Origin of the sequence: Streptomyces sp. NPDC017529, assembly GCF_044329785.1 — a bacterium.
GTDB lineage: Bacteria > Actinomycetota > Actinomycetes > Streptomycetales > Streptomycetaceae > Streptomyces.
This window is the reverse complement of record NZ_JBIRJY010000015.1, coordinates 133,975-156,725: the sequence shown is the minus strand read 5'-3', so window position 1 is coordinate 156,725 and position 22,751 is coordinate 133,975. Positions and strand designations below refer to the sequence as shown.

The 22,751-nt window shown below is 73.5% G+C and carries 19 protein-coding genes and 1 riboswitch; of the genes, 15 read left to right on the top strand and 4 right to left on the bottom strand.

From position 1 onward, the window contains the following. A partial coding sequence (gene aceA / locus ACH4K4_RS30000; RefSeq protein ID WP_398171618.1) for an isocitrate lyase occupies window positions 1–671 on the bottom strand: 671 nt, incomplete at its 3' end. A gap of 348 nt (window positions 672–1,019) precedes the next feature. Here aceA and ACH4K4_RS29995 point away from each other — a divergent pair. The 10 genes from ACH4K4_RS29995 to prpB all read left to right on the top strand — a co-directional run bounded on the left by ACH4K4_RS29995 (window position 1,020) and on the right by prpB (window position 13,726). Next, window positions 1,020–1,427, top strand: coding sequence for a YciI family protein (locus ACH4K4_RS29995; protein ID WP_398171617.1), 408 nt, complete (start codon window positions 1,020–1,022; stop codon window positions 1,425–1,427). A gap of 8 nt (window positions 1,428–1,435) precedes the next feature. Then, window positions 1,436–2,581, top strand: coding sequence for an RNA polymerase sigma factor (locus ACH4K4_RS29990; protein WP_398171622.1), 1,146 nt, complete (start codon window positions 1,436–1,438; stop codon window positions 2,579–2,581). Between the two features lie 48 nt (window positions 2,582–2,629). Then, a riboswitch (cobalamin riboswitch) is annotated at window positions 2,630–2,811 on the top strand. A 204-nt stretch (window positions 2,812–3,015) separates the two neighbouring features. Further along, window positions 3,016–4,515, top strand: a complete 1,500-nt coding sequence (locus ACH4K4_RS29985) for a CoA-acylating methylmalonate-semialdehyde dehydrogenase (protein WP_398171616.1) — start codon at window positions 3,016–3,018, stop codon at window positions 4,513–4,515. A 5-nt stretch (window positions 4,516–4,520) separates the two neighbouring features. Beyond that, window positions 4,521–5,732, top strand: coding sequence for an acyl-CoA dehydrogenase family protein (locus tag ACH4K4_RS29980; protein WP_398171615.1), 1,212 nt, complete (start codon window positions 4,521–4,523; stop codon window positions 5,730–5,732). Beyond that, on the top strand, window positions 5,729–6,793 hold the full coding sequence (locus ACH4K4_RS29975) for an enoyl-CoA hydratase/isomerase family protein (RefSeq protein WP_398171614.1): 1,065 nt from the start codon (window positions 5,729–5,731) through the stop codon (window positions 6,791–6,793). Before ACH4K4_RS29980 ends, ACH4K4_RS29975 begins: the two co-directional genes overlap by 4 nt. Further along, window positions 6,790–7,764 carry a 3-hydroxyisobutyrate dehydrogenase gene (gene mmsB, locus ACH4K4_RS29970; RefSeq protein ID WP_398171613.1) on the top strand — a complete coding sequence of 325 codons (975 nt, stop codon included), beginning with the start codon at window positions 6,790–6,792 and terminating at the stop codon, window positions 7,762–7,764. Before ACH4K4_RS29975 ends, mmsB begins: the two co-directional genes overlap by 4 nt. Then, complete coding sequence (locus ACH4K4_RS29965) at window positions 7,761–8,570, top strand: enoyl-CoA hydratase (RefSeq protein ID WP_398171612.1); 810 nt, start codon at window positions 7,761–7,763, stop codon at window positions 8,568–8,570. The genes mmsB and ACH4K4_RS29965 overlap by 4 nt, the downstream gene beginning before the upstream one ends. Before the next feature lie 118 nt (window positions 8,571–8,688). After that, the gene (locus tag ACH4K4_RS29960; RefSeq protein WP_398171611.1) at window positions 8,689–11,232 is read left to right on the top strand and encodes a DUF262 domain-containing protein; all 2,544 of its coding nucleotides are present in this window, start codon (window positions 8,689–8,691) and stop codon (window positions 11,230–11,232) included. 50 nt (window positions 11,233–11,282) lie between these two features. Next, window positions 11,283–12,800 carry an MmgE/PrpD family protein gene (locus ACH4K4_RS29955; protein WP_398171610.1) on the top strand — a complete coding sequence of 506 codons (1,518 nt, stop codon included), beginning with the start codon at window positions 11,283–11,285 and terminating at the stop codon, window positions 12,798–12,800. Further along, a complete protein-coding gene (gene prpB / locus ACH4K4_RS29950; RefSeq protein ID WP_398171609.1) occupies window positions 12,800–13,726 on the top strand; it encodes a methylisocitrate lyase in 927 nt (308 codons plus the stop codon). The genes ACH4K4_RS29955 and prpB overlap by 1 nt, the downstream gene beginning before the upstream one ends. A gap of 54 nt (window positions 13,727–13,780) precedes the next feature. On the opposite strand, the gene ACH4K4_RS29945 is transcribed toward prpB, so the two are convergent. Then, on the bottom strand, window positions 13,781–14,920 hold the full coding sequence (locus ACH4K4_RS29945) for an acyl-CoA dehydrogenase family protein (protein ID WP_398171608.1): 1,140 nt from the start codon (window positions 14,918–14,920) through the stop codon (window positions 13,781–13,783). A gap of 263 nt (window positions 14,921–15,183) precedes the next feature. Here ACH4K4_RS29945 and ACH4K4_RS29940 point away from each other — a divergent pair, with 263 nt between their 5' ends. Both ACH4K4_RS29940 and ACH4K4_RS29935 read left to right on the top strand, forming a co-directional pair. Then, window positions 15,184–16,809 carry an AMP-binding protein gene (locus ACH4K4_RS29940; RefSeq protein WP_398171607.1) on the top strand — a complete coding sequence of 542 codons (1,626 nt, stop codon included), beginning with the start codon at window positions 15,184–15,186 and terminating at the stop codon, window positions 16,807–16,809. A gap of 145 nt (window positions 16,810–16,954) precedes the next feature. Beyond that, on the top strand, window positions 16,955–17,827 hold the full coding sequence (locus tag ACH4K4_RS29935) for a PaaX family transcriptional regulator C-terminal domain-containing protein (protein ID WP_398171606.1): 873 nt from the start codon (window positions 16,955–16,957) through the stop codon (window positions 17,825–17,827). A gap of 9 nt (window positions 17,828–17,836) precedes the next feature. Here ACH4K4_RS29935 and ACH4K4_RS29930 read toward each other — a convergent pair whose 3' ends face one another. Continuing rightward, window positions 17,837–18,601 (bottom strand): HAD family hydrolase, encoded by a 765-nt coding sequence (locus ACH4K4_RS29930; RefSeq protein WP_398171605.1) that lies wholly within the window; start codon window positions 18,599–18,601, stop codon window positions 17,837–17,839. Between the two features lie 457 nt (window positions 18,602–19,058). Between ACH4K4_RS29930 and ACH4K4_RS29925 the strand changes: the two genes are divergently transcribed. Then, window positions 19,059–19,676: a TetR family transcriptional regulator gene (locus ACH4K4_RS29925; RefSeq protein WP_398171604.1), complete on the top strand. Its 618-nt coding sequence runs from the start codon at window positions 19,059–19,061 to the stop codon at window positions 19,674–19,676. Here the strand turns inward: ACH4K4_RS29925 and ACH4K4_RS29920 are convergent. After that, on the bottom strand, window positions 19,646–20,671 hold the full coding sequence (locus ACH4K4_RS29920; protein WP_398171603.1) for an MDR family NADP-dependent oxidoreductase: 1,026 nt from the start codon (window positions 20,669–20,671) through the stop codon (window positions 19,646–19,648). The two genes, ACH4K4_RS29925 and ACH4K4_RS29920, sit on opposite strands and share 31 nt — an antisense overlap. Before the next feature lie 199 nt (window positions 20,672–20,870). On the opposite strand from ACH4K4_RS29920, the gene ACH4K4_RS29915 reads away from it, so the two are divergent. Together ACH4K4_RS29915 and ACH4K4_RS29910 are read left to right on the top strand one after the other, a co-directional pair. Beyond that, a complete protein-coding gene (locus tag ACH4K4_RS29915) occupies window positions 20,871–21,467 on the top strand; it encodes a ScbR family autoregulator-binding transcription factor (protein WP_398171602.1) in 597 nt (198 codons plus the stop codon). Between the two features lie 213 nt (window positions 21,468–21,680). After that, window positions 21,681–22,667, top strand: a complete 987-nt coding sequence (locus ACH4K4_RS29910; protein WP_398171601.1) for a ScbA/BarX family gamma-butyrolactone biosynthesis protein — start codon at window positions 21,681–21,683, stop codon at window positions 22,665–22,667. Window positions 22,668–22,751: the final 84 nt, after the last annotated feature.

Here is a 22,751-nt window from a genome sequence, read left to right as displayed (position 1 = left end):
AGGACGGTGGGCACGTCCGCCAGGTCGGCGGCCAGGCGGGCCGCGCCCAGGGTGCGCAGATGCTGGGAGGTGGGCACCAGCACCTTGCCGCCGAGGTGGCCGCACTTCTTCTCGGCGGCGAGCTGGTCCTCGTAGTGGATGCCGGCCGCGCCCGCCTCGATCAGCGCCTTGGTCAGTTCGAAGGCGTTGAGCGGGCCGCCGAAGCCGGCCTCGGCGTCGGCGACGATGGGCACCAGCCACTCGGTGGCGTCCCCGGCCTGTTCGGCGGTGGCGATCTGGTCGGCGCGCAGCAGGGCGTTGTTGAGGCGGCGTACCACCTGGGGCACCGAGTTGGCCGGGTACAGGCTCTGGTCGGGGTAGGTGTGCCCGGCCTGGTTGGCGTCGGCGGCGACCTGCCAGCCCGAGAGGTAGACCGCCTGGAGGCCGGCCTTGACCTGCTGCACCGCCTGCCCGCCGGTCAGCGCGCCCAGCGCAGGGATGTAGTCCTGCTCGTGCAGCAGGCGCCACAGCCGCTCGGCACCCCGCCGGGCCAGCGTGTGCTCCTCACGCACACGACCCGCCAGCCGCACCACATCCGCGGCACTGTGCGCACAGGCCGTGCCCCGCCACCGCGGATCGGACGCCCACCGCCGAGCCAACTCCTCGGCCGCCTTGGTATCTGCCTGTGCCATGACCATCTCCCGGTGAACAGTGCGAATGTCCGGCACCGAGTGCCGTCTCTTTGCTGAAGCGCGGCCCGCCGGATCTCCCGGTAGCGGGGTGAGCAATGTTGCCGGGGGGCCGCACCGCCGACTCTGGCAGTGGCACTCGGCGCCATCAACCGTGGCCCCAGGCCAAGTTCCGCCCATCTTGCGCGCGGGTTTTGCCAAGGTTGCGAACGGCCGGAGAGGACCGTACGGCGGCCCGGCCGCCGGGGAGTCGAAAAGTTTTTGGCCGGCGATGTCGAGAACCGGCGACCGGCTACGTCCCCGCAGTGAACGCGACCACAATGGGCCGCACCACCACCGAGGAGAGCCACCATGGCCAAGTACCTGCTGCTGAAGCACTACCGCGGCGCCCCGGCTTCGGACCACGACGTACCCATGAGCCAGTGGACGCCGGAGGAGATCTCCGCCCACGTGCAGTACATGAGCGACTTCGCGGACCGGCTGGAGCAGACCGGCGAGTTCGTCGACAGCCAGGCGCTCGCCCCCGAGGGCGCGTGGGTCCGCTACGACGGCGAGGGGCGCCCGCCGGTCACCGACGGGCCGTTCGCCGAGACCAAGGACCTCATCGCCGGCTGGATGGTCATCGACGTCGACAGCCACGAACGCGCCGTCGAGCTGGCCGGGGAGCTGTCGGCCGCCCCCGGCGCGGGCAGCAAGCCCATCCACGAGTGGCTGGAGGTGCGCCCCTTCCTCGCCGCGCCGCCCACCATCACGGAGTGACCTCCGCAGTGGACGAGACCCTGCTCCGGAGCCTCACGCCGGGCGTGCTCGGCGTCCTCGTCCGCCGCGGAGCCGACTTCGCGGCGGCCGAGGACGCCGTACAGGACGCGCTGGTCGAAGCGGTCCGCGCCTGGCCCGCCGGCCGGCCACGGGACCCGAAGGGCTGGCTGGTCACCGTGGCCTGGCGCCGGTTCCTCGACACGGCCCGGGCGGACGCCTCACGCCGCCGGCGTGAGGACCGCGCCGACGAGGAACCGGCGCCCGGACCCGCGTCCGCGGTGGACGACACTCTCCGGCTCTACTTCCTGTGCGCCCACCCCTCGCTGACACCGGCGTCCGCGGTCGCGCTCACACTGCGGGCCGTCGGCGGCCTCACCACCCGCCAGATCGCCCAGGCCTATCTGGTGCCGGAGGCGACCATGGCACAGAGAGTCAGCCGGGCCAAGCGGACCGTCTCCGGTGTGCGGTTCGACCGGCCCGGCGACGTGGCCACCGTGCTGCGCGTCCTCTACCTGGTCTTCAACGAGGGCTACTCCGGCGACGTCGACCTCGCAGCCGAGGCCATCCGGCTCACCCGGCAGCTCGCCGCCGCGATCGACCACCCCGAGGTGGCGGGGCTGCTCGCCCTCATGCTGCTCCACCACGCCCGGCGCGCGGCCCGGACCGCGCCCGACGGCGGCCTGGTGCCGCTCGCCGGGCAGGACCGCGGCCGGTGGGACACCGAGGCGATCACCGAGGGCGTCGGGATCCTCCAGGCGGCCCTGGCCCGCGACCGGCTGGGCGAGTTCCAGGCCCAGGCCGCCATCGCGGCACTGCACGCGGACGCGCCCACCGCCGAGGAGACCGACTGGGTGCAGATCGTCGAGTGGTACGACGAGCTGACGCGCCTGACCGGCAGCCCGGTCGTCCGGCTCAACCGCGCGGTGGCCGTGGGCGAGGCCGACGGCCCGCGCGCCGGCCTGGCGGAACTGGCGGCGCTGGACGCCTCCCTGCCCCGCCACACCGCGGTGGCGGCATACCTCCACGAACGCGACGGCGACCTGCCGACGGCGGCCCGGCTGTACGCCGAAGCCGCCCGTAAGGCGTCCAACCTCGCCGAACGCGACCATCTGACACGCCAGTCCGCCCGCCTCAACGCCCGCCGGAAGCGGTGACGGGCCGGGCGGCGTGGCGGGACCCCCTGGACTTACTAGGACGTCCAACTATATCGTCGTGACCAAGGCCCGCGGTGCAGGGAAGCCGGTGCGAATCCGGCGTGGTCCCGCCACTGTGACCGGGGAGTGCGACGCCGAGCAACACGCCACTGACGAGAACGCGGTCGGGAAGGCGGGCGGCGCGCGGTGATCCGGAAGCCAGGATACCGGCCGCGGGTGTTGTTCCGTGTTGTCCACGAGGATGGAGCAGACACGCATGGCACCGGTGCGTACCCACAGCCCAGGTGATCCGGCCCGGCCCGCGGCACCGCCCGCGCGCTGACGGTTCCACGCCCTTCGCGTCCCACGGCCCCGCCACGGTCCGCGCGCCCTCCGCGCCGCCCGGGTGCCCGGCCGTGCCATCCCCGGATTCCACCTGACGAGAGCAGGCTCCCATGGTCCGCGAACTCACCCATTTCGTCGGCGGCAAGCACACCCCGGGTGCCTCCGGTGCTTACGGCGACGTGTTCGACCCCAACACCGGCACCGTGCAGGCCCGGGTACCGCTCGCCAACCGGTCCGAGACGGCCGCGGCCGTCGCCGACGCGGCGTCCGCGCAGCCCGAATGGGGCGAGTGGAACCCCCAGCGGCGCGCCCGTGTGCTGCTCAACTTCCTGCGCCTGGTGGAGGGCGAGCGGGACGCGCTGGCCCGGCTGCTGTCGAGCGAGCACGGCAAGACCGTCCCGGACGCGCACGGCGACCTCCAGCGCGGCCTGGAGGTGGTCGAGTTCGCCGCGGGCATCCCGCACCTGCTCAAGGGCGAGTTCTCCGACAACGCCGGGACCGGCATCGACGTGCACTCGCTGCGCCGCCCGCTCGGCGTGGTGGCCGGGATCACCCCGTTCAACTTCCCCGCGATGATCCCGCTGTGGAAGGCCGCGCCGGCCCTCGCCTGCGGCAACGCGTTCATCCTGAAGCCGTCCGAGCGGGCCCCGTCCGTACCGCTGCGACTGGCCGAGCTGTTCCTGGAGGCGGGCCTGCCGCCGGGCGTCCTCAACGTCGTGCACGGCGGCAAGGAGTCGGTGGACACGCTGCTGGAGGACCCGCGCGTCGAAGCGCTGGGCTTCGTCGGCTCGACGCCGGTCGCCGCGCACATCTACGCGACCGCCGCGGCGCACGGCAAGCGCGCCCAGTGCTTCGGCGGCGCCAAGAACCACCTGGTCGTGATGCCGGACGCCGACCTCGACCAGGTGGTGGACGCGCTGGTGGGCGCCGGGTACGGGTCGGCCGGCGAGCGGTGCATGGCCATCTCGGTCGCCGTACCCGTCGGCGAGGAGACCGCCGACGCGCTGGTGGCACGGCTCAAGGAGCGGATCGGCGCGCTGCGCATCGGCCGCTCCGACGACCCGCACGCCGACTTCGGGCCGCTGGTGGGCCGGGACGCGCTGGACCGGGTCCGCTCCTACGTGGGCCTCGGCGTCGCCGAGGGCGCCGAACTGGTCGTCGACGGCCGGGACTTCTCCCTCCCGGGGCACGAGGACGGCTTCTTCGCGGGCGCCTCGCTCTTCGACCGGGTCACCCCGGACATGCGGATCTACCAGGAGGAGATCTTCGGGCCCGTGCTGTCGGTGGTCCGGGCGGCCGACTACGAGGAGGCGCTGCGGCTGCCCACGGAGCACCCGTACGGCAACGGCGTGGCGATCTTCACCCGGGACGGGGACACCGCGCGGGACTTCAGCCGCCGGGTGAACACGGGCATGGTCGGCGTGAACGTGCCGATCCCGGTGCCCGTGGCGTACCACACCTTCGGCGGCTGGAAGCGGTCCGGCTTCGGCGACCTGAACCAGCACGGCCCGGACGCGATCCGCTTCTACACCCGCACCAAGACCGTCACCTCGCGCTGGCCCTCCGGGGTCAAGGAGGGCGCGAGCTTCACCATCCCGACGATGGGCTGAGCGCGATGAGCGTCATGACCACCGCCGGCACGGCCGCCTCGCTCAGCTCGCTCACCGAGGACCAGCTCGCCATCGTCGAGACCACGCTGGACTTCGCGCAGGAGCACATCGCGCCGCACGCCGTGGCCTGGGACCAGGACAAGCACTTCCCCGTGGACGTGCTGCGCAAGGCCGCCGGGCTCGGGCTCGGCGGGATCTACGTACGGGAGGAGTGCGGCGGCTCCGCGCTCGGCCGCGCGGACGGCGTGCTGGTCTTCGAGGTGCTGGCCACCGCCTGCCCGTCCATCGCGGGCTATCTCTCCATCCACAACATGGTCGCCTGGATGATCGACCGGTACGGCGACGACGCGCAGCGCGCCCGCTGGCTGCCCGGCCTGTGCTCGATGGCGGACCTGGGCAGCTACTGCCTGACCGAGCCGGGCGCCGGGTCGGACGCGGCGGCGCTGCGCACGCGTGCGGTGCGCGACGGCGACGACTACGTGCTGACCGGCGTCAAACAGTTCATCTCCGGCGCCGGTGCCTCGCAGGTGTACGTGGTGATGGCCCGTACCGGCGAGGAAGGGCCGGGCGGCATCTCGGCGTTCGTCGTCGAGCGCGACGACCCGGGGCTGTCGTTCGGTGCCAACGAGAAGAAGATGGGCTGGAACGCGCAGCCCACCCGGCAGGTGGTCCTGGGCGAGGTGCGCGTCCCCGCCGACCGGCGGCTGGGTGCGGAGGGCGACGGCTTCCGCATCGCGATGAGCGGCCTCAACGGCGGCCGGCTCGGCATCGCCGCCTGCTCCCTCGGCGGCGGGCAGAGCGCGCTGCACGCGGCGCAGGCCTACCTCGCGGACCGGGAGGCGTTCGGGGGCCGGCTGCTGGACGCGCAGGCGCTGCAGTTCCGGCTCGCAGACATGGCGACGGAGCTGGCCGCGGCCCGTGCGCTGGTGCGGCAGGCGGCCGACGCGCTGGACCGCGCCGACCCGCAGGCGCCGCAGCTGTGCGCGATGGCCAAACGGTTCGCCACCGACACGGGCTACTCCGTCGCCGACCGCGCGCTGCAACTGCACGGCGGTTACGGATACCTGAGCGAGTACGGCATGGAGAAGATCGTCCGCGATCTTCGGGTGCACCAGATCCTGGAAGGGACGAACGAGATCATGCGTGTGATCGTGGCCCGCGGGCTGACCGGGGCGAAGACCGGCGGCGCCCGCGCCGGGGCGGGGGCCGCCCGATGACCGACGACTCCGTACTGCTGCGGACCGAGGGCCGCGCGGCGTACCTCACCCTCAACCGCCCCAAAGCGCTCAACGCCCTCACCCACGCCATGGTGCGCCGGATCGACGCGGCCCTGGCCGCGTGGGAGCAGGACCCCGCGGTGGAGGCCGTGGTGATCAGCGGCGCGGGCGGGCGCGGGCTGTGCGCGGGCGGCGACATCCGCGCCATCCACGAGGACGCCGGGACCGGCGGCACGGCCTCCGCCGCCTTCTGGCGCGACGAGTACCGGCTCAACGCCCGTATCGCGCGCTACCCCAAGCCGTACGTCGCCGTCATGGACGGCATCGTGATGGGCGGCGGCGTCGGCGTCTCGGCGCACGGCAGCGTACGGATCGTCACCGAGCGCTCCAAGGTCGCCATGCCGGAGACCGGCATCGGCTTCGTGCCGGACGTCGGCGGCACGTACCTGCTGGCGCTGGCGCCCGGACAGCTGGGCACCCACCTGGCGCTGACCGGGGCGCCGGTGGCGGCCGGGGACGCGCTGCTCTGCGGGCTCGCCGACCACTTCGTACCGGCGGAACGGGTGGAGCGGCTGGTGGCGGACCTCGCCGCCGAACCGGTGCCCGAGGTGCTGCCGCGGTACGTACGGGAGGCCCCGGACGGCGAGCTGGCGGCGCGCCGGGAGTGGATCGACCACTGCTACGCGGCCGGCACCGTCGAGGAGATCGTGGACCGGCTGCTCGGCACCGGCGTCCCGGAGGCCAAGGAGGCCGCCGAGACGCTTCTCGCCAAGTCCCCCACCTCGCTGAAGGTCACCCTGGCCGCGCTGCGCCGGGCCCGGGGCCTGGGGCCGCTGGAACGGGTCCTGGACCAGGAGTACCGCGTCTCGTGCGCGGCCCTGGCCACGCCCGACCTGGTCGAGGGCATCCGCGCCCAGGTGATCGACAAGGACCGCAGGCCGCGCTGGTCCCCCGCCACCCTCGCCGAGGTCACCGACGCGGACGTGGCCCGGTTCTTCACACCGCTCGGCGACCGCGAGCTCGGGCTCGCCGGCGGCTTCCCGCAGGAGGTGCCCTGGTGAGCACGGAAACGGCGTACGGGAACGCGGGGCCCGCCACGGTCGGGTTCGTCGGGCTCGGGAACATGGGCGGGCCGATGGCGGCCAACCTGGTCAAGGCCGGTCACCGGGTGACCGGTTTCGACCTCGTACCGGAGGCGCTGGCGACCGCCGCCGAGGCCGGCGTCGAACCCGCCGGCTCGGCGACCGCCGCCGTGACGGACGCGGACGTGGTGATCACCATGCTCCCCGCCGGACGGCACGTCCTGGCCCTCTACGAGGACCAAGGGCTGCTCGCGGCGGCCCGCCCCGGCACCCTGTTCGCCGACTGCTCGACCATCGACGTGGCCGACGCCCGCGCCGCACACGAGGCCGCCGTACGCGCCGGCCACCAGGCCCTGGACGCACCGGTCTCCGGCGGCGTGGTCGGCGCCCGAGCCGGCACCCTCACCTTCATGGCGGGCGGCGGCGCGGCCGAGTTCGCGCGGGCCGAGCCGCTGCTCTCGGCGATGGGCAAGAAGGCGGTGCACTGCGGTGCCGCGGGCGCCGGACAGGCCGCGAAGATCTGCAACAACATGATCCTCGGCATCTCGATGATCGGCGTCAGCGAGGCGTTCGTCCTCGGGGAGAGCCTGGGCCTGACCCACCAGGCCCTGTACGACGTGGCATCCACCGCGAGCGGGCAGTGCTGGGCGCTGAGCGTCAACTGCCCGGTGCCCGGCCCGGTGCCGGGCAGCCCCGCCAACCACGACTACCGGCCGGGCTTCGCGGCGCCGCTGATGGCCAAGGACCTGGGCCTGGCCGCCAACGCGGTCCGCTCGGGCGGCGTACAGGCTGAACTCGGCCTGCGTGCCGCCGAGTTGTTCGCGGCGTTCGCCGAAGGCGAGGGCGCGTCGGAGGACTTCTCCGGCATCGTCCGCACCATCCGGCAGCGTTCCGGCACCGGCAGGCCCGCCGCACAGGAAACCGAGCAGAACGGAACGACGACCGCATGACCGACACCACCCCGCGCACGGACGACCGTACGCAGCCGTACGAAACGATCCTCGTGGAGCGCACCGGCCGTACCGCCACGCTCACCCTCAACCGCCCCAAGGCGCTCAACGCCCTCAACCTCCAGGTGATGAACGAGGTCGTCACCGCGACCGGGGAGCTGGACCGCGACCCGGAAGTCGGCTGCATCGTCATCACCGGCTCGGCGAAGGCGTTCGCCGCCGGGGCCGACATCAAGGAGATGCGGCCGCAGTCGTACATGGACATGTACCTCGGCGACTGGTTCACCGCCTGGGACCGGCTGGGTGCCCTGCGCACGCCGACGGTCGCCGCGGTGGCCGGGCACGCGCTGGGCGGCGGCTGCGAGCTGGCCATGCTCTGCGACATCCTGCTCGCCGCCGACACCGCCGTCTTCGGCCAGCCGGAGATCAAGCTGGGCGTCATCCCGGGCATCGGCGGCTCCCAGCGGCTGACCCGCGCCGTCGGCAAGGCCAAGGCCATGGAACTGTGCCTGACCGGCCGCACCATGGACGCGGCGGAGGCCGAGCGGGCGGGCCTGGTCTCGCGGGTGGTACCGGCCGCCGACCTGCTGACCGAGGCGCACGCGGTCGCCGGGAAGGTGGCGGCGATGTCCGCGCCGGTCGCCATGATGGCCAAGGAAGCCGTCAACCGCGCCTTCGAAACCACCCTCGCCGAGGGCGTCCGCTTCGAACGCCGCCTGTTCCACGCGGCCTTCGCCACCGCCGACCAGAAGGAGGGCATGACGGCGTTCGTGGAGAAGCGGGCGGCGGGGTTCACGCACCGCTGAGGCACTCGCGCGGTCGCGGCCCGGCCGAAACGACCTCGCCCCAGGCGCTCGCTGGCTAGGGTGATCCTCTTGAAACCTCAAGGGCATCACCGTAGTTCGCGACTGGGGCGAGGTACCGATGGAAGCACGGGAAACGACGTTCGAGCGGCTGATCCAGGGGGACAACCAGTTCCAGATCCCGCTGTACCAGCGCACGTACAGCTGGGACGCCAAGGACCACCAGCGGCTGTGGGACGACTTGTTACAGCAGGCCGCCGCGGGCACGGCGGACGCGCCGGCCGGGCATTTCCTCGGCTCCGTGGTGCTCGATCCGCGTCCGCCGCTGCCGGACACGGTCCAGCGCTGGGTCGTCGTCGACGGGCAGCAGCGGCTCACGACGCTGATGCTGCTGGCCTGCGCGATCCGCGATCACGTACGCGCCTTCGACGCCGAACGGGCCGGCTACATACAGCGTCGGTACCTGGTCAACGAAGAGGACTACACCGGACTCGACGCCTACCGCCTGCTGCCGACCCAGGCCGACCGGCCGTCCTTCCTCGCCTGCGTGAACAGCGACGCCACGGCGGGCGGGGAGGACAGCATCGGGGCCGCCTACCGGTTCTTCCGGGCCGCGCTGACCGAGTACGACCCGGTCGGCGAGTGGGAGAGGGTACGCCACGTCGACCAGGCGCTGCGCCACCGGCTGACCTTGGTGACGATCACAGCCGGGCCGCAGGACAACGCCTTCCGCATCTTCGAGTCGCTCAACAACACCGGCAAGTCGCTCAGCCAGGCCGACCTGTTGCGCAACTTCGTGTTCATGCAGCTGCCGACCCTCGGCGAGCAGGTCTACGACCGCGTGTGGCTGCCGCTGCAGACCGAACTCGGACCGGAGCGGCTGACCACGCTCGCCTGGCTCGACCTGGTGTTGCAGGGCCAGAGCCGGCTGACCGTCAGCGAGGTCTACGAGGGGCAGCGGCGCCGGATGGGCCGGATCGTGGCCGCGGCCGGCGAGGAAGGGCTGCGGGAGGACCTCACCCGGTTGCGCCGCCTGGGTCACCTCCTCCTGCGGGTCTTCGAACCCGACCGGGAACCGCGCGCGGAGCTGGCGGCGGTCCTGGAGCGGCTGGGGCGGTGGGGCGGCGAGGCGCACTACCCGCCCGCGCTGCACGTGCTGGATCAGGCGGACCGGGGCACGGCGGAGACCGCGCAGGCCGCCGAAGCGCTGAGCTGTGTGGAGAGTTTCCTGGTCCGGCGCATGATCTGCCGGGAACCCTCGCACAGCGTCCGGCACATCCTGGCCGCCGTGCCTTCGGCACTGGAGCGGGACCGGCCACTGCACGAGGCAATGCGGCGCTATCTGTCCGGACCGCGGCGGGGGTGGCCGCGGGACGAAGAGCTGGCCGAGGCGATCCGCACGCAGCCGTTCTACTGGCAGGGCAGCAGCCGCCACCGCGCCTACGTGCTGCGGCGCTTCGAGGAGGACTACGCGTCTCCGGAGCCCGTCGACTTCTCACGTGCCTGGGCGTCGATCGAACACGTCCTGCCGCAGCGGCCGGGACAGGAGTGGCTCGACATGCTGGCCGAGGACGCCGGGGAGGGAGAGCGGCCCGAGGAACTGCACGAGGCGTTGGTGCACACCCTGGGCAACCTGACGCTCTCCGGCGAGAACGCCCGGCTGTCCAACCACCCGTACGAGCGCAAGCAGCAGATCCTCGACCAGAGTGCCCTGCGCATGAACCGGGAGATAGCCGCAGCCGACCGCTGGGGGCGGCGGGAGATCCTGGACCGTGCCGACCGTCTCGCCGAACGGGCGGTGCGGATCTGGCCGGGGCCGCCGTCGAGTGAGGATGCCCGAGACGACGAGCGCTCGGAGTGGCTGCGGCTGCGGAGGGTGCTGGCGGCCGTTCCGGCCGGGAAGTGGACGACGTACAAGGACCTCGGCACGGTCACCGGAGCGGGTTCCGCCCAGACCGTCGGCACCTACCTGGCCAAGCGCGCGGACGTGCCGAACGCGCACCGCGTGCTGACGGCCGGCGGCACGTCCTCCCCCGGATTCGCCTGGCTCGACAGCCGTACGGAATCACAGCAGGAGGCGCTGGAACGGGAGGGCGTCCGTTTCAACGGCGCGGTGGCCGATCCCGGGCAGCGGCTGCTCACTGCCGAGCTGGCCGAACTCGCCGGGCTCGACGCGCCGGAGGAGCGCGCGGAGGACCCGGCAGCGCGGCGCCCCGGTACTCCTCCTGCCGAGCGGCCGGAGAACTTCGCCGCGCTGCTGTGCGCCCACCAGCCCGCTGTGGCCGACGAGTTGTTGACTCTGCTGGGCAAGTGGGAGGCGGAGGGCGGCTGGCTCGGGTACGGAGCCGCCGCGGAGACCAGTTGTGCGCCCATGCTGCGCGAGGGGAGAGGGCCGCAGGGCTGCCTCTGGCCGGTGAGCGTGTACCCGCGTTCGGGGACCGTGGAGGTCGTCTTCGAGTACCTCGCCAAGCGGGAGCCCTTCACCCGGCCCGGACTCCTGGCCGAACTGCGCGACCGGCTTCAGGGCATCCCCGGCGTGATGCTGGACGTCCCCGACGCCGAACTGCCCAGGCGGCGGCCGAGCTTCCCGTTGGAGGCGCTGCGCGGCGACGGGCTGGCGCGTTTCGCCGAGACGCTGGAATGGTTCCGGCAGCAGAGCCTGTGATCTCCGTCCGTCTGTGCAGGACGCCGCGCCGCGCATCCCCGAGGAGCCCCGTGATCGACCATCAGGTACGTGTCCATCCGAGCGCCGCCCGGCTGCCGCGCGAGGAGCAGCTCGCCTGGAAGCTGGCGGCCGTCGCCACCGGTACGCAGGACGCCGGGGACCTCGGCCCCGGCGCGGCGGCGATGGCGGCCGACCGGGTCGTCGACAACGCGGGGGTGGCCGTGGCCGCGCTGCGCCGCCGGCCGGTGGCCGTCGCCCGCGCCCAGGCCGGGCCGCATCCGGGCGTGCCGGGGGCCTCGGTCTTCGGTGCCGGCGGGCTGCGGGTCTCGCCCGAGTGGGCGGCGTGGGCCAACGGCACCGCCGTACGGGAACTGGACTTCCACGACACCTTTCTGGCCGCCGACTACGCCCATCCCGGCGACAGCATCCCGCCGCTGCTGGCCGTCGCGCAGCACACCGGCCGGGGCGGCGCCGACCTGCTGCGCGGCATCGTCGCCGCGTACGAGGTGCACGTCGCCCTGGTGAAGGGGATCTGCCTGCACCGGCACCGCGTCGACCACGTCGCGCACCTGAGCGCCGCGCAGGCGTGCGGCCTCGGCGCGCTGCTGCGGCTGCCGACGGAGGTGGTGTACCAGGCCGTGCAGCAGGCCGTGCACACGACGACCGCGACGCGGCAGTCCCGTAAGGGCGAGATCTCCAGTTGGAAGGCGTTCGCCCCGGCCTTCGCGGGGAAGACCGCGATCGAGGCGGTGGACCGGGCGATGCGCGGCGAGGGTTCGCCGTCCCCCGTCTACGAGGGCGAGGACGGGTTCCTGGCGTGGATGCTGGACGGCCCGGAGGCCGCGTACACCGTCTCGCTGCCGGAGCCCGGTGAGGCGCGGCGCGCGATTCTCGACACGTACACCAAGGAGCACTCCGCCGAGTACCAGGCGCAGGCCGTCATCGACCTGGCGCGGCGGCTGCGGGAGCGGACCGGGCCGCTGGAGAAGGTGCGCTCGATCGTGCTGCACACCAGCCACCACACGCATCAGGTGATCGGTTCCGGGTCCGGCGATCCGCAGAAGTACGATCCGCACGCGAGCCGCGAGACGCTGGACCACTCGCTGCCGTACGTCTTCGCGGTGGCGCTGGAGGACGGCGGCTGGCACCACGAGCGCTCGTACGCGCCCGAGCGCGCCGCGCGGCCGGGGACAATGGAGCTGTGGCGGAAGATCAGCACCGTCGAGGACCCGGAGTGGACGCGCCGCTACCACGACCCGGACCCGGCGCGGCGCGCGTTCGGCGGGCGGGCCGTGGTCACGCTGGCGGACGGCACGGTGGTCGAGGACGAGCTGACGGTGGCCGACGCGCACCCGGCGGGGGCTCGGCCCTTCGACCGGGACGGCTACGCGGCCAAGTTCCGCACGCTGGCCGAGGGCGTCGTGACGGGCGAGGCGCAGGACCGGTTCCTGGCGGCGGCCCACGGGCTGCCAGCGCTGGACGGGCCCGGCCTGGACGCGCTCTTCCCCGCCGTCGACGCCGACGCCCTCGCCGCGTACGACGCCGCGCTCCCGAAGGGCCTGTTCTGATGCTGCACACCCGCACCACCGCGTCCCAGCGCCGCCGCGACCTGCGCGAGAAGCTCGCCTCCGGGCGGCTGCTGCGGGTGCCCGGCGCCCTCAACCCGCTGTCGGCCAGGCTCGTCGAGGAGACCGGCTTCGACGCGTGCTACCTGTCCGGCGCGGTCCTCTCCGCCGACCTGGGGCTGCCCGACATCGGGTTGACGACGTCCACCGAACTGGCCGCCCGCGCGCAGCAGTTCACCCGGGTCACCGGTCTTCCCGTACTGATCGACGCGGACACCGGTTTCGGCGAGCCGATGAACGCCGCCCGGACCGTCCAGCTGATGGAGGACGCCGGGCTCGCCGGGCTGCACTTGGAGGACCAGGTCAATCCCAAGCGGTGCGGGCACCTGGACGGCAAGGCGGTGGTGGAGCGCGAGGAGATGGTGCGCCGGCTGCGGGCCGCCGCCGACGCGCGCCGCGACCCGGACTTCCTGCTGATGGCCCGCACGGACGCGCGCGCCGTGGAGGGGCTGGACGCGGCGATCGACCGGGCACGGGCGTACGTGGCCGCGGGCGCCGACGCGGTCTTCCCGGAGGCGCTGCGCGACGAGGCGGAGTTCGCCGCGTTCCGGGCGGCCGTGGACGTGCCGCTGCTGGCCAACATGACCGAGTTCGGCAAGAGCCCGCTGCTGGACGCCGCCGCCCTGGAGCGGCTCGGCTACAACATCGCCCTCTACCCCGTCACCCTGCTGCGCCTGGCGATGGGCGCCGTCGAGGACGGCCTGCGCACCCTAGCCGCCGAAGGCACCCAGGAGTCCCTGCTGCCCCGCATGCAGACGCGCTCCCGCCTGTACGAACTCCTCGGCTACGAGCAGTACGCGGCCTTCGACTCGGCCGTCCACGACTTCACGCTCCCGCCCGGCGACCGACCCGCGCCGGAGGCCCCATGACCACCGCCCCGCCGGAGCTGCGCGAGGCGGTGCTGCGGCGCACGGGCATCCTGTTCAGCCCTCGCGGAACAGCTCCTTGGCGATGATCGACCGCTGGACCTCCGACGCGCCCTCGTAGATACGGGGCGCGCGGACCTCGCGGTAGAGGTGTTCCAGGAGGTGGCCGCGGCGCAGGGCGCGGGCGCCGTGGACCTGGACGGCCGTGTCCACGGCGTACTGGGCGGTCTCGGTGGCCAGCAGCTTGGCCATCGCGGCACGTCGGGCGATGCCGGTGGCGCCGCTGTCGTACGCGGTGGCCGCCGCGTAGACCAGCAACCGGGCCGACTCCACGCGGGTGGCGACCTCGGCGAGCTGGTGGGCGACGGACTGGAGGTCCTTCAGCGGGCCGCCGAACGCGGTACGCGTGGCGGCGTGCGAGAGGGCGGCGTCCAGCGCTGCCTGGGCCATGCCGACCGCGAAGGCGCCGACGCTGGGCCGGAAGAGGTCCAGCGTGCGCATCGCGACGCCGAAGCCGCGGTCCACCTCCCCCAGGACGTCGTCGCGGGTCACCGGCACGCCGTCGAAGGCGAGGGTGCCGATCGGGTGCGGGCTGAGCATGTCCAGCGGTTCGCCGGACAGGCCGGGGCGGTCGGCGGGGACGAGGAAGGCGGTGATGCCCCGGGCCCCGGCGCCGCCGCCGGTGCGGGCGAAGACGGTGGCGAAGTCGGCCTCGGGCGCGTTGGAGATCCAGCACTTCTCGCCGGTGAGCCGCCAGCGGCCGGCGTCCGGGCCGCCGTCCGGTTCGGCGGCCAGGGCGAGCGCCGCGGCGTCGGAGCCCGCGTCCGGCTCGCTGAGCGCGAAGGCCGCCACCGCGCGGCCCGCGACCACCTCCGGCAGCCAACGTGCGCGCTGGGCGGCCGTGCCGGACTGGACGACCGGATACGTGCCCAGGCCCTGGAGCGCGAGCGCGGTCTCCGCCTCGGTCGACTCCTGGGCCAGCGATTCGCGCAGCAGGCACAGGTCGAGGGCGCGTACGGGCCCGTCGCCGGGGAACACCCGCCGCAGCAGGCCGAGTTCGCCGAGCGCCGCCACGAGCGGGCGGTTGACCCGGCCCGCCGCGCCGCGTTCCGCCAGCGGGCGCAGCCGTTCGGCGGCCAGCGCGCGCAGTTCGGCACACCACTTGCGTTCCTCGGGTCCCAGCGCGAATGCGGTCACGGGGCGGCTCCCTCGTCTCGGGCCCGGGGCGGCCGGGCGGTTCGCTCGGGTCGGTGCGGTGCGGCGCCGCCGGTGCCTTCCCGTACGGCCGCGCCGCCGGACCGTATCGCGCTCTGTTGACTGCCGTCACCAACACGTTACGCTGACGACGGGTCGGCGCGGCAGTACCCGGACGGTTTCCACGGCACTCCCCCACCGGGTTCCGCGCAGGTCCGAGCAGGTTCCGAGCGTCCCCGCCGTCGTCCGCAAGGGGGCAGACCGGCATGGCAGCACGGCCTTCGGCACACATCGACACCTTCGCCCGCGACCACCTACCGCCCGCCGCACAGTGGCCGCGCCTCACCGACCTCGGCTATCCCGCCCGGCTCAACTGCGGCGCCGAACTCCTCGACGCCACGATCGAGCGGCTGGGCGCCGGCCGCCCCGCGTTCCGGGACGCGGCCGGCGCCGTGTGGACGTACGGCGAACTGCGGGAGCGGGTGGACCGCATCGCGCACGTGCTCACCGGCGACCTCGGGGTGCTGCCCGGCCACCGGGTGCTGCTGCGCGGCCCCACCACTCCCCTGCTGGCCGCCTGCTGGCTGGCGGTGATGAAGGCGGGCGCGGTGGCCGTGACCGTGCTGGCCACACAGCGCCCGCACGAACTGGCCACGGTCTGCGGCCTGGCCCGGGTGGAGCACGCGCTGTGCGACGTCCGCTCCCTGGACGACCTGGCGGCGGCCGGCGTGCCGGGGCTGCGGATCACCCCGTACGGCGGCGAAGGGCCCGACGACCTCCTGCGCCTGGCCGGGCGCAGGACCGGCGCGTACGAGGCGGTGGCGACCGCGTCCGACGACGTCGCGCTGATCGCCTTCACCTCGGGCACCACCGGCCGCCCCAAGGGCTGCATGCACTTCCACCGCGACGTGCTGGCCATCGCCGACACCTTCTCCGCACAGGTCCTGCGCCCCACGCCGGACGACGTCTTCGCCGGCAGCCCGCCGCTCGGCTTCACCTTCGGCCTCGGCGGGCTGGTGGTCTTCCCGCTGCGGGCCGGCGCCTCGGCGTACCTGGCTGCCTGGGGCGGCCCGGAGCAGCTGCTGCGCGATGTCGCGCGGCACCGCGTGTCCGTACTGTTCACCGCGCCGACCGCCTACCGGGTGATGCTGCCGAAGCTGGCCGGGCACGACGTCTCCTCGCTGCGCCGCTGCGTCTCGGCGGGCGAGAACCTGCCCGCCGCGACCTGGCACGCCTGGGAGCAGGCGACCGGGCTGCGCATCATCAACGGCATCGGCGCCACCGAGCTGCTGCACATCTTCATCTCGGCCGCCGACGACGCGGCACGGCCCGGCACGACGGGGGTGCCGGTGCCGGGCTTCGAGGCGCGGGTCGTCGGCGCGGACGGCCGTCCGGTGCCGGACGGGACCCCGGGGCTGCTCGCGGTGCGCGGCCCGACGGGCTGCCGCTACCTGGCGGACGAACGGCAGCGGGAGTACGTGCGCGACGGCTGGAACCTGACCGGCGACACCTACGTCCGGGACGCGGACGGCTACTTCAGCTACGTGGCACGGGCGGACGACATGATCGTCTCGGCCGGTTACAACATAGCGGGCCCCGAGGTCGAGGACGCGCTGCTGCGCCACCCAGGCGTCGCCGAGGCGGCGGTCGTCGGCCGGGCCGACGCGGAGCGCGGCCAGGTCGTGGTGGCCCACCTCGTGCTGCGGCCCGGCGTGCCGCGCGGCGCGGAAACGGTGGCGGAGCTGCGCGAGTTCACCAAGGCGGCCATAGCGCCGTACAAGTGCCCGCGCGAGATCCTCTTCCACGACGCGCTGCCCAGGACACCGACGGGCAAGCTCCAGCGCTTCCGGCTGCGCGGCGACGGCACGGGCGGTGCGGGCGGCACGCCGTGACCGGCGGCCGTGGTGCGGGACACCGCCGTACCGCGCCGTGGCGGCTGCGGATACGATCGCGCGCAAAGCGGCCACGGCCCGGCAGCCGTCCGCGCGCGCCCCTGACAGCCGCGGACCGGAGCACGACAAGGCGGGAAACGACCACGTGAGCGACCAGTACGCGCAGCGCACGCCGCGGTCCCTGATCGTCACCTTCTACGGCGCGTACGGGCGCGGCCCGAAGGGCGGTCCCGGCGACCCGCCGGGACCGGTGCCGGTCGCCGCGCTGATCAGGCTGCTCGGCGCGCTCGGCGTCGACCCGCCGTCGGTGCGCTCGGCCGTCTCCCGGCTCAAGCGCCGCGGACTGCTGGTCGCCGCCCGTACGGAGTCGGGGGCCGCCGCGTACGGGCTCTCGGAAGCCGCCCACCAGCTCCTGGACGACGGCGACCGGCGGATCTACGGCAGGCCGTCCCCCCGCCCTTCGGACGGCTGGGTCCTCGCCGTCTTCTCGGTGCCCGAACAGGAGCGCCACAAGCGGCACCTGCTGCGCTCCCGGCTGGCCAGGCTGGGCTTCGGCACGGCGGCGCCCGGCGTGTGGATCGCCCCCGCGCACCTGTACGACGAGACGCGGCACACGCTGGACCGGCTGCAACTGTCCGGCTACGTCGACCTGTTCACCGGCGCCCACGCGGGCTTCGAGCCGACCGCCGACGCGGTGGCGCGCTGGTGGGACCTCGGCTCCCTGGCCGCGCGCCACCACGCGTTCCTCGCCGACCACGAGCCGGTGCTGCGCCACTGGTCAAGCCGGCGCACCGTGCCCGCCGAAGCGGCGTACCGCGACTACCTGCTGGCGCTGGACGCCTGGCGCCGCCTGCCCTACGCGGACCCCGGCCTGCCCTCTCCCCTCCTGCCCGAGGGCTGGCCGGGCGGCCACGCGGCGGACGTCTTCGGCCGGCTGCACACAAAGCTGCGGGCGGCGGGCGCCCGGTTCGTGCGCACGGCGGTGGACGGGCCCGGCCGGATGCCGGCCACCGCCTGAGGCCCGCGCTCAGCGCCTCCTGTGGTGTGCCGCGGCGGCGGCCATCGACCGCGGCCGGGCGGCGGCGACGGTGGAGACGACCTCCTTGAACGAACCGCACATCCGGGTGCCCGCCACCGCCGCCAACTCGCCGAAGCTGCCCACCCCGTACGTGACCGCGACCGGCTCCATGCGGGCCGTGACAGCCATCCGCATGTCACCGACCGTGTCCCCCACGTAGGCGCTCTCCCAGGGCGCCACGCCCAGCTCGGCGGCGGCCCGCAGCACCAGCTCCGGGTGCGGCTTGCCGCGCTTGACCATGTCCTGGCAGACGACCGGGCCCAGCAGGTCGCGGATGCCCAGCGCGTCGAGCAGCGCCTCGGCGCTGCGGGTGCCCTTCGAGGTCGCCACGGCCAGTTCGATGCCGTGGGCGCGCAGCGCGGACAGCCCGGCGGCCACGCCGGGGAAGAGCAGCCGCGGCCCCTCGCGCAGCACCTCGTAGGCGAACAGCTCGCGGTAGCGGCCGATGGCGGCCGCCACGGCCTGGTGGTCCTCCGGCAGGCCGAGCAGCTTGCCGAAGGCCGGCCCCGGGGGCTTGCCGATGGCGGTGGCGGCCTGCCGGGGGGTGACCGAACGGCCCTGTTCGGCCACGACCTTGACCAGCAGCGTGCTGATGGGCGGCAGGGTGTTGGCGAGGGTTCCGTCGAGGTCGAAGACGGCGGCCCTGACGGTCTCGCCGACCGCGGCCCGCTCGGCGCTCCCGGGACGGGGCACGGCTCCCGCTGAATTCCGCATTGCTCGACACCTTCCGATTTCCTGTGGGCCTGGGGGTCTGGGGGTCCGATCGCCGTCCGTGACGCCGTCGGACGCGGGAAGACGTGCCGGTGGTGTCCGTGCCGCGAACGGCGGACGCCGTGGCACACCGGTGTCCGGAAGTGGCGTGTCCCCGCCGGAGCGGCGGCTCCGGAAGAGGCACGTCCCATCGCTCGCCTTCGCAGATTTAAAAACCGCCTGCGCTGTTTGTCAATGCGCCCTACGGCGCCACCCCGTCCAAAGTCCAACGATCCACGTCGACACCCGGAAGCCCGAACTGACAGGCAGGCGAACAACCAGCGAACCCGTTTGCCTCATTTGCACCACGGAACCACCTCAGTAACACAGGTCACACGCCGCCCCAATTATCGAACCGCATGGTTGGTTTTGTATGTAGACTGCGGCGCGTTCGCAGCCGGACCAGAGGAGGACGGACACCGTGCCGACGCAGTATCGAGCGATACAAAGCCGCCAGGCGCTCATCCGATCTGCCGCCCAGACCTTCATCGAGAAGGGCGTGCCCGCCGCCGGCATGGTCGACATCAGCCGGCGGGCCCGCCTGAGCAAGGGAGCCCTCTACTTCCACTTCGCGTCCAAGGAGGACCTCACCCTCGCGGTGCGGGACGAAGCCCTCAACGCGCTCAAGGACCTGGAGCACGAGCTGGCCCGGGCGCCGCACCCGGCCCGCACCGCCGTACGGGACTTCGCGATCGGGCTGCTCGGCCGGGTGGACGCCGACGTCGTCGTACGGGCCGGGCTCCAGCTGCGCCCCGAGACCGCGCCGGGCATCGCCGAACCGGAACTCCAGCAGCGGTGGTACGCGCTCTTCCTGGAGAAGACCACCGCCGACCGGGCGGCCGGGCAGTCACCGCCCGGCGACGACCCCCGGCGCTCCGCGCAACTGCTGGCCGCGCTCGTCGTCGGCCTGCTGAACCTCGGGCAAGTGGACCGGACGTGGTGGGACAAGGACGTCGTCACGGACATCTGGACCCAGTTGCCGCCCGGGGCCCAGGGTGCCGCGCCGGCTCACACCTCCACCAGGACCGCGCCGGTGTGACACCCCCGCGTCAGCTCGCACAGGGCGCGCGGCGCCCGGTCGATGCCCCGCAGCCGGGCGTGGGCGAAGACCAGCGAACCGTCGCGCAGCCCGCGCCCGAACTCCGCCACCCATTCCCGCGGCAGGTCCGGATGGTCGTGCAGAGCGAACCCCCGCAGCGTCACCCTGCGGGTCACCACCAGCGAAGAGTCCAGTTCGACCGGCGCGGCCACGCCCGCACCGCCGCCCAACTGGGCGGAGAGCGCGCCCACCAGCGCGAACCTGGCGCCGGTGCGGGCCGTGGCCAGCGCCGCGCGCAACTGCTCGCCGCCCACGGTGTCCAGCAGGACGTCGATACCGTCCGGCGCCGCCCGGCGCAGCCGCTCCTCGGCCGGGCCGGCGCCGCGCACGATCACGTCGTCGTAGCCGAGCGCCTCCCGCAGATACGGCACCTTGCGAGGAGATCCCGTACTGCCGACGACGCGGGCGGCGCCCAGCCGTTTGGCGAGCAGGGCCGCCATGCTGCCGACGCCGCCCGCCGCACCCGTGACGAACACGGTGTCGCCGGAGCGCACTTCGGCCGCGCGCGTCAGCGCACCCCAGGCGGTGACGCCTTGCGAGAGGTACGCCGCGGGGTCGGGCAGCGCCTCGAGGTCGACGCGCCGGGCCCGCCCTTCCTCCACCGCCGCGAACTCCCGCCAGCCGTACGGATGCACCACCAGGTCGCCGGGCGCGAACGCGCCGCCCGAGGACCGTACGACCTCGCCGACGGCCGAGCCCCACAGCGCCTGCCCCGGCACGAAGGACGGCATCGGCAGTTCGGCGTCGGTCATCATCGAGCACATCGCCGCCGTCACGGCCATCACCCGGTTGCGTACGAGCAGGCGGCCGGGGCCCGCCACGGGCAACGGGGCCTCGGCGAGCGTGAAGTGCTCCGGGGTGAGGGCGCCCCGGAGGCGGGTGGCGAGGCGGATCTCGCGGTGCGTGGCGGGCAGCGGCGGGCGTTCGGCGGTCAAAGCGGTGCTCCCGGTGGGTCGATGGTATCCGGCGGCCCCGGCGGGAGGCTGCCGCCAAGGCGTTTTTCAATACCGCATGGTTGGCTTTTTTCAGGTTTCGAAAATAGACTGACAGACCGGGCTCGTAAGGTTGGCCCCAGGCACAACATCCCCCCAGAGAGCATACGGAGGACGATCGGTGGTCAAGCAGGAACGCGCAGTGCGCACTCGACGTGCCGTCCTCGAAGCGGCGGCCCAGGTCATCGGCACGCGCGGGTACGAAGCGGCCACGATGGCGGAGATCATCCAACGGGCCGGCGTGACGAAGGGCGCCCTCTACTTTCACTTCGCCTCCAAGGACGCCCTCGCGCGCGCCGTCATCTCGGAACAGACCGATCCCTTCATTCCGCAGGTCAGCGAATCGCGACTGCAGGACGCCATCGACTTCACCCACCAGGTGGCGGCAGCCCTGCGGGACGACCCGCTCCTCCAGGCCGGCACCCGGATCGCCGTCGAGACGACGTTCAGTGACGACCCGTTGGTGCCGTACCAGGCATGGATCGACATCATCTCGACGATGTTCACCGACGCCAGGGAGAACGGCGAACTGCTCCCGGCGATCGCGCCGGACCGGGCCGCCGAGTTCTTCGTCTCGGCCTATATGGGGGTACAGCTCTTCTCGCACGCCGCGAGCAGCCGCCACGATCTGCCCGAGCGCGTCACCGCGCTGTGGAAGCACATCCTCCCCGGCCTGGCCTCGCCGGGCGCGATGAGCCACCTCGACCCGCACGGCCGCTCGGTGCGCACCGCGGCCTGAGCCCAACGCCCCCGCGCCCGGCCGCACACCCCGTGCGTCCGGCGCGCCGTCGCGCCCCCGTACCGCCTGCCTCCCCCGTCAAAACCTTCCCGTAAGAAATCCCGTGGAAGCACTAGAAAACAAACCATCCGGTTTGTATCTTAGTCCGCGTTGGTCCGCCACCGAGGCTCACTCTGTCCGAGCAGCGTGAGCCCCACCAGGGAGGGAATACGCATGGCCAGCGCCACGCTCACCGCGCCGTCCACCGCAGCAGACCGCCGTCCGTACGCCGGGAGGGAGCACACCAGCCTCTCGGAGATGCCGCCGCTGACGACCACCGTGCCCCGGCAGTACGTGCACCGGACGGCTGTTTCCGAGGTGTTCCTGACCGACTGGCGACGTGCGGGGAGCGATGCCTGGGTAGTGAGCGCCCAGTGGCCGCGCGCCCACAGTTTCTACAGCCCGGTGGACGGCCTGCACGACCCGATGCTCCTGGTCGAGACGATGCGGCAGGCCAGCATCCTGCTCAGCCACGTGGCGCACGGCGTGCCACTGGACCACCCGATCATCTGGCAGGACCTCCGCTACTCGCTGACCCCCGAGGCGCTGCGCGTCACCGGCGCGCCCGCCGAGGTCGAACTGCACATTACCGATTGCGACTTGGCTTATCGCGGCAAGCGGCTCTCCAGCGCGCGGCAGCAGTACCGCGTCCTGTGCGACGGCGCCCAACTCGCCACCGCGGAGCTCGACTTTTCCTGCCACTCCCCCGCCGTCTACCGCAGGCTGCGCGGCGAGTACAGCGACGTGCAGCGCGCCAACGAACGCAAGCTGGCCCTCTCGGAGCCGGTCGAGCCGCCCCTGGTGGCGCGCGACCGCACCGGTGACGTCGTACTGTCCCCCACCGGTCACGCGAACCGCTGGCAGCTGCGGGTGAACACCTCGCACCCGGTGCTGTTCGACCACCCCGTGGACCACGCCCCCGGCATGCTGATGGTGGAGGCCGCCCGGCAGGCCGCGCACGCCGCCGCGGGCCCCGGTTTCTCGCTCCCCGCCGACATGGAGTGCTCCTTCCACCGCTACGCCGAACTGGACGCCCCGAGCTGGATCGACGCGACCTTGGCCGGGCGCGACGAGCACGACCGCCTGCTTCTCGACATCGACATCCGGCAGCACGGCCGCTCTGTTTTCACCGCCAGGACCGCGAGCCAGTCCATCCGCTGAACCGACGCCGGGGCGGGCCGCGACGGCGCGCCCCGGGTTCCGCCGCTTCCCCCGAGCCCCGCCGCGCGCTGCGGCACCGGCCCG

Bases quoted from the DNA above. Each gene is read 5' to 3' on its own strand.
- ACH4K4_RS29995 (WP_398171617.1), top strand. From the start codon at position 1,020: ATGGCCAAGTACCTGCTGCTGAAGCACTACCGCGGCGCCCCGGCTTCG.
- ACH4K4_RS29985 (WP_398171616.1), top strand. From the start codon at position 3,016: ATGGTCCGCGAACTCACCCATTTCGTCGGCGGCAAGCACACCCCGGGT.
- ACH4K4_RS29980 (WP_398171615.1), top strand. From the start codon at position 4,521: ATGAGCGTCATGACCACCGCCGGCACGGCCGCCTCGCTCAGCTCGCTC.
- ACH4K4_RS29975 (WP_398171614.1), top strand. From the start codon at position 5,729: ATGACCGACGACTCCGTACTGCTGCGGACCGAGGGCCGCGCGGCGTAC.
- ACH4K4_RS29965 (WP_398171612.1), top strand. From the start codon at position 7,761: ATGACCGACACCACCCCGCGCACGGACGACCGTACGCAGCCGTACGAA.
- ACH4K4_RS29960 (WP_398171611.1), top strand. From the start codon at position 8,689: ATGGAAGCACGGGAAACGACGTTCGAGCGGCTGATCCAGGGGGACAAC.
- prpB (WP_398171609.1), top strand. From the start codon at position 12,800: ATGCTGCACACCCGCACCACCGCGTCCCAGCGCCGCCGCGACCTGCGC.
- ACH4K4_RS29940 (WP_398171607.1), top strand. From the start codon at position 15,184: ATGGCAGCACGGCCTTCGGCACACATCGACACCTTCGCCCGCGACCAC.
- ACH4K4_RS29930 (WP_398171605.1), bottom strand. From the start codon at position 18,601: ATGCGGAATTCAGCGGGAGCCGTGCCCCGTCCCGGGAGCGCCGAGCGG.
- ACH4K4_RS29910 (WP_398171601.1), top strand. From the start codon at position 21,681: ATGGCCAGCGCCACGCTCACCGCGCCGTCCACCGCAGCAGACCGCCGT.